The organism is Shewanella sp. A22 (assembly GCF_053850585.1).
On sequence record NZ_JBSQBN010000155.1, the window covers coordinates 1 to 9,478 of the forward strand.

The 9,478-nt window shown below is 39.4% G+C and carries 12 protein-coding genes; 6 read left to right on the forward strand and 6 right to left on the reverse strand.

Going from position 1 to position 9,478, the window contains the following annotated elements; all coding sequences use genetic code 11:
* Positions 1–200: 200 nt before the first annotated feature.
* The 4 genes from ACWXWT_RS18665 to ACWXWT_RS18680 form a co-directional block, all read right to left on the reverse strand.
* Positions 201–704, reverse strand: a complete 504-nt coding sequence (locus tag ACWXWT_RS18665) for a TlpA family protein disulfide reductase (protein WP_456043091.1) — start codon at positions 702–704, stop codon at positions 201–203.
* Between the two features lie 96 nt (positions 705–800).
* Positions 801–1,283 (reverse strand): heme lyase NrfEFG subunit NrfF, encoded by a 483-nt coding sequence (nrfF, locus tag ACWXWT_RS18670; protein ID WP_456043080.1) that lies wholly within the window; start codon positions 1,281–1,283, stop codon positions 801–803.
* Positions 1,283–1,837 carry a DsbE family thiol:disulfide interchange protein gene (locus ACWXWT_RS18675; RefSeq protein WP_456043081.1) on the reverse strand — a complete coding sequence of 185 codons (555 nt, stop codon included), beginning with the start codon at positions 1,835–1,837 and terminating at the stop codon, positions 1,283–1,285. The genes nrfF and ACWXWT_RS18675 overlap by 1 nt, the downstream gene beginning before the upstream one ends.
* A 15-nt stretch (positions 1,838–1,852) precedes the next feature.
* On the reverse strand, positions 1,853–3,826 hold the full coding sequence (locus ACWXWT_RS18680; RefSeq protein WP_456043082.1) for a heme lyase CcmF/NrfE family subunit: 1,974 nt from the start codon (positions 3,824–3,826) through the stop codon (positions 1,853–1,855).
* Between the two features lie 414 nt (positions 3,827–4,240).
* On the opposite strand from ACWXWT_RS18680, the gene ccmI reads away from it, so the two are divergent.
* Positions 4,241–5,494: a c-type cytochrome biogenesis protein CcmI gene (gene ccmI, locus ACWXWT_RS18685; protein WP_456043083.1), complete on the forward strand. Its 1,254-nt coding sequence runs from the start codon at positions 4,241–4,243 to the stop codon at positions 5,492–5,494.
* 95 nt (positions 5,495–5,589) lie between these two features.
* On the opposite strand, the gene ACWXWT_RS18690 is transcribed toward ccmI, so the two are convergent.
* Positions 5,590–5,883: a c-type cytochrome gene (locus ACWXWT_RS18690; RefSeq protein WP_456043084.1), complete on the reverse strand. Its 294-nt coding sequence runs from the start codon at positions 5,881–5,883 to the stop codon at positions 5,590–5,592.
* Positions 5,884–6,208: 325 nt separating this feature from the next.
* Here ACWXWT_RS18690 and ccmA point away from each other — a divergent pair, with 325 nt between their 5' ends.
* The 5 genes from ccmA to ccmE are packed head-to-tail and all read left to right on the forward strand — an operon-like array spanning position 6,209 to position 8,994.
* Positions 6,209–6,859 (forward strand): cytochrome c biogenesis heme-transporting ATPase CcmA, encoded by a 651-nt coding sequence (gene ccmA, locus ACWXWT_RS18695; protein ID WP_456043085.1) that lies wholly within the window; start codon positions 6,209–6,211, stop codon positions 6,857–6,859.
* A gap of 9 nt (positions 6,860–6,868) precedes the next feature.
* Positions 6,869–7,555, forward strand: coding sequence for a heme exporter protein CcmB (gene ccmB, locus ACWXWT_RS18700; RefSeq protein ID WP_456043086.1), 687 nt, complete (start codon positions 6,869–6,871; stop codon positions 7,553–7,555).
* The gene (locus tag ACWXWT_RS18705; protein WP_456043087.1) at positions 7,555–8,301 is read left to right on the forward strand and encodes a heme ABC transporter permease; all 747 of its coding nucleotides are present in this window, start codon (positions 7,555–7,557) and stop codon (positions 8,299–8,301) included. Before ccmB ends, ACWXWT_RS18705 begins: the two co-directional genes overlap by 1 nt.
* A complete protein-coding gene (ccmD, locus tag ACWXWT_RS18710) occupies positions 8,301–8,513 on the forward strand; it encodes a heme exporter protein CcmD (protein ID WP_456043088.1) in 213 nt (70 codons plus the stop codon). Before ACWXWT_RS18705 ends, ccmD begins: the two co-directional genes overlap by 1 nt.
* Positions 8,497–8,994, forward strand: a complete 498-nt coding sequence (ccmE, locus tag ACWXWT_RS18715) for a cytochrome c maturation protein CcmE (RefSeq protein ID WP_456043089.1) — start codon at positions 8,497–8,499, stop codon at positions 8,992–8,994. The genes ccmD and ccmE overlap by 17 nt, the downstream gene beginning before the upstream one ends.
* 279 nt (positions 8,995–9,273) lie before the next feature.
* Here ccmE and ACWXWT_RS18720 read toward each other — a convergent pair.
* A partial coding sequence (locus ACWXWT_RS18720; protein ID WP_456043090.1) for a transposase occupies positions 9,274–9,478 on the reverse strand: 205 nt, incomplete at its 5' end.

Genomic DNA, 9,478 nt, shown 5'->3' on the forward strand with positions numbered 1-9,478 from the left:
TTTCGCTGTTGAACTCTGTGTTTTGAAGCACTTAATTCAACCTCACTCGGTGACCGCTTTCGCTGTCTGCCGTGTCAGTGGATGCGCATTATAGGCACCACAAGATTTTGTGCAACCCCTTTTTTAATAAAAAAGGATCGCTTGGCGATCTTTTCACCAAAAGCGATCCTTTAAGGGGTTTGAAACAATTTATTGACTGTTTATTGTACTTTTACTGCATTATGACGAAATTGTTCAAGGAAGCTCATAGCATTTTCGTCATCCCAATCGACATATGAACGAACATAAGCAACTAATTCACCTTGTTCATTTAGAATGAATGTCGCAGGTATAGTATCAAGAGGGAAAACATCACGCAGTTGTTGTTGTGGGTCAAAATACGATTTAAATGCAGCTAGTCCTAAAGATTCCAAAAATGGCTGCACAATACTTACAGATTCAGCATCTATAGATATAGGTAATAATGCATAGTGTTCTGCATCTAACGCTTTATCTAATCGATCCAATGCAGGAAGTTCTCTAACACACGGAGGACACCAAGTAGCCCAAAGATTAACAACAACCACTTTACCTTTATATTGTTCAAAGTTTATTGATTCGCCAACAAGGTTAGTAAAATCGACTAAAGCAATAGGAAATGGCTGTGGGAGTACATTAATCCGTTCAAGGGTTGAGGTAGAGGTTTGCTCAGCAGCAGCTTGCATACCTGGATATGCATCTGCCACATTTGTTATACCTATAAGAAAGAAACTACTAAAGATAAATGCAAACCACTGTTTCAAGGTTAATTCTCCAATTTGTTACTTAGTCGTTTTATCGCCATTTAATAGCGCATCTAACTCAGCTTGCTGTTCGGTAGACAAGGTTGTCGATTCTGTAGCTTGAATCCGTTGTTTACGCACAAATATAAAACCAATAAAGAGACCTAAAATAAGTAATCCAAATGGACCGAGCCAAAGAATATAAGTTTTCGAGTCCAATTTGGGATTATATAAAACAAAATCACCATAACGGCTGGTCATAAATTCAATAATCTCTGAATCTGACTTGCCGCTATCTACCATGGTATACACCTCAAGACGTAAATCTTGGGCAACTGGTGAATTTGAATCGACTAGGTTTTGATTCTGACATTGTGGGCAACGCAATTGATGCGCCAAAGACAATGCTCTTTGCTGATTTTCTACTGTTTGAAACTCATAAGTGTCAACTGGCGTAGCAATGACTGACAAAGTAAACAGTATGCTTGTACAAGCAAGCATCAATTTATACACGAATTTCATTATGACGCTCCATCGACTTTTGCTTCAGCTTGTAATTGCTGGATCATCGGATATAAGGTTTGTGTCCATACCGTTTGATCTATAGGCCCGGCATATCGATAACGAATAATGCCATTATGATCGACAATGAATGTTTCAGGTGCGCCATAAACACCAAGGTCAAGCCCTAATCGACCGTCCTTATCAAAGATGTTCATGGTATATGGATCACCCTGTGTGGCTAACTCTTTAATAGCTAGTGCTCTCTCGTCGCGGTAGTTGATACCGTAAATAGGTAGCAAGTTTCGTTTCGATAGCATCATTAAATAAGGGTGTTCATATTTACATGCAGGACACCAAGTCGCCCAAAAGTTCAGTATTGATACTTTTGCAGGAAGATCTTTTTCAGTCACAACTTCGCTTGATACTTCTAGACGTTGAAGTTGGAAAGCCGGAACGGGCTTTCCTTCTAATGCAGAATCAAGCACTTTGGGATTCAAAAATAATCCTTTGTATAAAAATATGCCCATACCCAAAAATATAACTAAAGGTATAAACAGTACAAACTTCTTCATAGTGTCTCCGAGTGATTATGCTGTCGCTAATTTTGCTTTTTCTGCGTCTTGCTGCTGTGCAACTTGCTTAACACGATAACGCTTATCCGATGCAGCAAGGAAACCACCAACCATCATAAAGATAGATCCGAACCACAACCAACGAACAAAGGGCTTATAATTAAGACGCACTGCAAACTCAGTTAGACTAATGGGATCACCCATAGTGACATAAAGATCTCGAAATAGTCCCCAATCGATACCTGCTTCAGTCATGTCCATTGTGCGAACATTATATTGACGACGGTCAGGTTTTAATAGAGTAATTAATTCGTCATCTTTATAGATTTCGATTTGACCTTGCTGTGCAGTATAGTTTGGTCCAACTACATTTTTAGTCTCTAAATACTTAAATGTATAACCAGCCAGTTCTTGACTAATACCTGGTCCCATACGCACGCTTTTTTCAATCGAATAATTAGACACCATAGTTGCGCCCATTACCGATACCGCTATACCAAAGTGTGCGACGATCATACCCAATTGACTACGACCCATTTTACTCAGATTAATGCCGCCATCTTTGCTACTCACGATATTATAAGCCGCACGCATAGTTGATAACATAATCCACACGGTAGCTGCCACACCACACATTACCCAGGCATTGAATTCACCGCCGGCAATAAATGGAGCCGCTACTCCGACGACTAATGCGATAATAGCAGGAACAAGTAACTGTCTTTTAATTTCGCCTGCTTTAGATTTCTTCCAGCGAATAATTGGACCAATTCCCATAAAGCCAAATAGCACCAACACAATTGGTACAAAAACAGCATTAAAATATGGAGGACCAACAGAAATTTTACCCATGCCTAAGGCATCGATTAATAAAGGATAAAGAGTTCCCAGTAAAACCGTACCTGCAGCAACTGTGAGTAATACATTACAAATTAACAACATGGTTTCTTTTGATTTAAGTTCAAATCGTGCAGGGCTACTCATTTCGCTTGCTCGGAAGGCAAACAAAGTTAATGACCCACCAATGGCTATCCCTAATAACAACAAGATAAACAAACCACGGCTTGGATCTGCTGCAAAAGAATGCACTGAAGTAAGCACGCCCGAGCGTACAATAAAGGTACCAAGTAAACTTAATGAAAATGCAAAAATAGACAGTAATACGGTCCAATTGCGAAATGCACCACGTTTTTCAGTCACAATTAATGAGTGCACCAATGCGGTACCCACTAACCAAGGCATAAACGATGCATTTTCTACAGGGTCCCAGAACCACCATCCACCCCAACCTAACTCGTAATATGCCCACCAAGAACCCAATGAAATACCACCGGTTAAAAATATCCAAGCGGCAAGTGTCCATGGACGACTCCAGCGTGCCCATGCCGAATCAAGTCTACCACTCATAAGAGCTGCTATCGCAAAAGCAAAACAGACGGAGAAACCAACATAACCAAGATACAACATTGGGGGGTGAAAGATTAACCCCACATCTTGCAACATTGGATTCAAATCACGCCCTTCTGCTGGTATAGGGAAAATACGTTCAAATGGACTTGAGGTTAGTATCATAAATAAAGTAAAGCCAACAACAATCATTGCCAATACCGACAATACTCTAGCGGTAAATACTTCTTCTAAACCTTTACTAAATAGTGCTACTGAAGCAGCCCATACAGATAAAGCAAACACCCAAAAAAGTAATGAGCCTTCATGCCCCCCCCATACGGCAGCAATTTTAAAAAAGATAGGCAATTGGGAGTTCGAATGATGTGCAACATAAGCCACAGAAAAATCATCAGTAGCGAAGCTATAAGCTAATGTAACTACTGATAGACTAATGAAAAAAAACATCCCGTATGTCAGAGGCCAAGCATAGCGAACGAGATACTGGTCTTTACGTGCGGAGCCATATAACGGAACGCTAGCTAACAGTAAGGCAAAAGCCAAACCGAGAATTAACGAGAAATGTCCAAGTTCTGGAATCATGGGTATTCCTTAGTTTAAAAATTAGGGGGTCTGAAACAAACTTTTCACGACAGAACCAATTTATGCGATGAAACTAATATACGCACATTAGCTTAAACGAATTTTAACTTATTCTAGAACTTGCTATGACTTCTGTCTGCCATTTTCGTACAAAATTGGGTCGTTAGTCTCATTATGAACAATGATCTTATTAAAATAAATACATTGCAGGGGTATCAGACACAAGGCTTAATTTAAAGTTTCATGCTATTTAACAAACACTTTCAATCTGTGAACCAGTACGCAACTATCAGGATTTTGATTCATATCTTTCGTATATTACTATTCAATTAATAATCTTTACGTATAATCAATATTCCAAGCACTGCGGTACATACCGCTTTCTCTGTTAACCTAAAAGTGAATATTGACACCATGACCACATTTTGGATTTTTATTGCGCTTGTCGTACTCATCGGCCTAATCATGATTTGGGTTCCACATTTTCGCCAACAAAAGCTATTGCAAGCTGAAGAGTCTGGTGTTCGTAGACAAACCAACCTTGAACTGTTTGCAGAACGTATCGCCATACTAGAAAAAGAATTAAATGATGACCTTTTAGATCAAGTAGAATTTGAGGCATTAAAGAAAGAGTTAGAAATAAATCTACTCCAAGACATGAAACAGAAAGGTGATGACTCCCTTGATGTAGAAATTAAATCTAAAAGTCCTTTATGGCCCGCTTTTATGACATTGTGCTTATTAGCGATATCGGGTTATTTCTATCAACAGCTCGGGGCTTACAATGAATTAGCCAACCCTCCGCAAGCCAGTAATCCACATCAAGGAATGGACCCAGCACAAATTATGTCGCAACGGGTACAAATAATGGAAGCGAAGGTACAAGCTCAGCCAGATGATAGCCAAGCTTGGTTTAGTCTTGGGCATGCTTACATCTCTGCCAACCAGTATGATAAGGCGGTAGCGTCATTTGATAAAGTGATGGAACTTGTGGGAGTTCAGGCAGAACTTCTAGGCCCCAAAGCAACGGCATTATACTATAAAGCCAATCAACAGATAACGCCCGCAATTCAAGCCTTAATAGATCAGTCATTAGCATTGGATCCTCAAGACCCCTCAACATTACTGCTAGTTGGTATGGATGCATTTTTTACCGCTAACTACAGTAAAGCAATTGATTCATGGCAAATGATTTTAGACAGTGATCGTAATGATGTAGACAGAACTGCATTGATGAATGCCATCGAGTCGGCAAATATGCGACTTGGCGAAACTCCCGACTCAATGCCAAATGATGAAAATCACAAATCAGCGATGACAAACAATGCCAAAACTGTCGGTATTGAAGTATCCATTTCACCTGAGTTAGCCGATCTCGTATCGGATACCGATACGATATTTATTTTCGCTCGCGCAACCCAAGGTCCTAAAGTGCCACTAGCAGCAACTAAGATTAGTGCCAGCAGTTTACCCACCACAATCACCTTGGATGACAGCACTTCTATGGGGGGCGATGTCAGATTAAGTTCAGTACAAGAAGTCGAGATCATTGCAGTACTATCCAAGAATGGTAGCGTCAAACCTAAATCAGGAGATTTAAAGGGTATGATTAAAGCCGTTAAAGTTGGTGATAAAGCCACATTAACACTAGACACTTTAGTGCAGTAACAATGTATGATTTCACTGATGCTATAAATTAGTCTCGCTAATTTATAGCCATAAAAAAACCGGCTAATAAGCCGGTTTTTTGGTCTAGTTAAAAATTACTTAGACATAAACTGAATTGCTTTCTTGTAATCTTCATCGGTACAGTCAGTGCACATACCACCTGGTGGCATTGCGTTTAAACCAGACTTAACCGAACCTACTAAGGCATCTAAACCTTTAGCTAGGCGTGGTTCCCATGCCGCAGCATCATGCGCTTTAGGCGCACCAGCCACACCCATAGTGTGACATACCTGACACGCTTTATTAAAAATAGCTTCACCTTCTTGAGCAAATACATTTGCAGACAAAGTTAATGCAGCTACTGCAGTCATTGCTAACAATTTTTTCATGTTCAACGTTCCTAATTGCAAATATACAAAGCTTAACGCTGCCCTTTGATTTAGAAGGCAGACTCATTTTTAGCAACACTAGATTACTACAAGTAGCAAAAAAACTCACCTTTTTGTGACAACAATCTCAGCTTAGTACCTAAATTAAGACAGCAGGTGAAGTTCAGGTTATATATTAGTAATTGGTAAAAAAGTTCAAACTATATTCATATTTTTGGAACCATATCAAATTGCTAGCACTTAATCAGTGACAAAGCTAAACCGATAAAAGCGTTTGTGTTAATATCATTTCGAATTCATCCTCACGCGTAAACAAGAGGGATAAGTGACCATACAAAACCAATCACAAGTACTGTTAAGCGCAAACGAATTAACCTGTATTCGCGAAGAACGCATTTTATTTGATGGACTGAGTTTTAACATCAATTCAGGTGATATTGTCCAAATTGAAGGTCCTAATGGTGCAGGGAAAACCAGCTTATTAAGGATTATTGCCGGCTTATCACGCCCATATGCTGGCGAAGTAGAATATCTTGGGGAAGACATCACTCGCTGTCGCGATGAGTTCAATCACGATTTACTCTATTTAGGTCATTTGGCTGGAGTAAAAAGTGAACTAACCGCAGAAGAGAATCTTAACTTCAATTTAAGAATCAGCGGCTATGATGAGTTTAATACCACAGAATTACTCACAAAAGTTAACCTAACTGGATTCGAAGAAGCGCTGGCCGGACACTTGTCTGCAGGACAACATCGACGTACCGCTTTAGCTAGATTGCAACATAGCAATTGCAAAATATGGATTCTAGATGAGCCTTTTACTGCCATTGATAAAAAAGGCGTAGAAGAGTTGGAGCTATTGTTCATTCAACATGCTGAGTCTGGAGGATGTGTGATTTTAACTACACATCAAGATATGAGCATTATTAGTAATAACATCTTACGAAAAATCACACTCGACTATCGATTTGTATAAGGCATTTGAATGAAACGAGGAATCAGTTATACCACAGCATTCATGACGCTCTTGCAACGGGACTTGAGAATTGCAATTCGCCATCGTGGTGATATTTTTAATCCATTGTTATTTTTTATTTTAGTTGTCACCCTTTTCCCGCTGGGTATTGGGCCAGAGCCACAAGTTTTAACAAGGGTTGCACCTGGTATAATTTGGGTTGCTGCGTTATTAGCATCAATGCTATCTCTTGAACGCTTATTTAAAGCCGACTTCAGTGATGGTAGCTTAGAGCAAATGTTATTAAGCCCTCAGCCATTATCGTTAATGGTATTGGCTAAAGTATTAGCTCATTGGATTTTAACTGGCGTACCGTTAATTATGGTCGCACCTTTGCTTGCGGTACTCTTACATTTAGATAGCAATAGTTATGGTGCCTTAATGGCTACATTAGCACTAGGAACACCTGTATTGTCTTTACTTGGAGCAATTGGTGTAGCGCTAACGGTTGGACTAAGAAAGGGAGGCGTACTACTTAGCTTACTCATTCTACCTTTATATATCCCAGTACTTATTTTTGCTACCAGCGCCATTGACGCTGCTGGACTAAACTTAGCTTATGATGGTCAACTTGCGATACTTGCGGCGATGTTGGTCGGTTCTTTAATCTTGGCTCCTTTTGCAATAGGCGCCTCTTTACGTGTGAGTACAAACTAATGTGGAAATGGCTACATTCTTACGCAGACCCTGAACGGGCGTATAAATTATCAGGTACGTTATTACCTTGGTTTGCAATATTAGCAATATTACTTGTTGGAACCGGCAGCATTTGGGGGTTACTTTTTGCTCCAACCGATTATCAGCAAGGTGACAGTTACCGGATTATCTTTATCCATGTACCCGCGGCATCAATGTCTATGGCTGCCTATATGGGCATGGCAATAGCATCATTTATCGGTTTAGTGTGGCAAATAAAATCGGCAGATTGGGCCGCTGCAGCTATTGCACCAATAGGCGCTGTGATCACTTTTATTGCTTTGTTGACTGGTGCTGCATGGGGAAAACCTATGTGGGGAACTTGGTGGGTTTGGGATGCTCGTTTAACCTCTGAATTAGTATTACTATTTTTATATCTTGGTGTTATTTCGTTATATGCATCATTTGAAGACAAAGTACTTGCCGCTCGTGCTGCTGGCATCTTAGCAATTGTTGGTGTTATTAACATTCCTATAATCAAGTACTCTGTAGATTGGTGGAGCAGCTTACATCAACCATCGACAATCAGAATTACTGAAAAATCAACAATGTCTACTGACATGTTATATCCATTACTGATCAATATTTTTGGCTTTGGTATGATGATTGGCGCGATCACACTCGTCCGTTACAGAACAGAAATTCTAGCTCGTAATGGCATGCGACCATGGGTTCGAGAACTCGCAACTGCGGAGGAGGCTAAATAATGCAATTCGATTCATTAGCAGATTTTTTAGATATGGGCGGTTATGCATTTTATGTTTGGCTATCTTATGGTGTTACATTTGGTTGTTTAGCAACTTTAATCACATTAAGCATAAGACAAAAACGTAAGGTTTTAATTGAGATAGCTAAAAAGATAACGCGTGAACAACGCCTTAAAGAAACAAGAGGTACTAACCGTGAATCCAAGACGTAAAAAAAGATTAACCTTAGCGGTAGCTTTGATTGCAGGTGTTGCTGCCGTTGCTTCACTTTTACTTTATGCATTAAACTCAAACTTAAACTTGTTCTATACACCATACGAAATTGTACACGGTAAGAACGATACTGGTGTCATGCCTGAGGTTGGCCAACGTATTCGAGTGGGTGGCATGGTTACCGTAGGATCAATGAAGCGCGATCCAAACAGTCTTCATGTAGAATTTGCCGTACATGACTCAGCAGGTGGCGAAGTATTAGTCACATTTGATGATTTACTGCCAGATCTATTTAGAGAAGGACAAGGCATTGTTGCACAAGGTGTGTTGGTAGAATCAGGTAAACTTGAAGCAACTGAAGTACTGGCTAAGCATGATGAGAACTACATGCCACCAGAAGTAGCTGAAGCCATGGGACAGAAACATGAGAAGCTTGATTACTCAGAACAGAAGCAAACTGAAGAGGGTTATAAATACTAAAGGTTAGCACTTCTGATAAAAATACCAATCTCTTGATTGGTATTTTTTTACTTAAAATATGAGTAAGCTAATAGCAGGAGTTATTTAAAATAAATTAATGTTAAAAGTTTTTATTATCATAAAAATAAAATCGTCACGGTTAAAAAACGTCAAATCAATTTAATCTACGTAGTTACTAAAGATAACAATATCTAACTACAGCTCATAAAAAATTAAACATGTGATAAAAGATAAAAGCGATAATAAAAGAGGGTGTAACAGATTCTGTGTAACTGCAATTTAGTTAATATACTTCACAATTCTGTCTTCGAATTCAATAATAAATCGATTCATCGCAGTACGCCAGTTTCGAATGGACATGGTCCATTTTTTACTGGCTTCTTTTATGGCAAGGTAAACCATTTTTTTAGCCGAGTCATCATTTGGGAATACCTTACGTTTTTTCAACGCTCGTCTAATCACGCTGTTTAATGACTCAATAGCA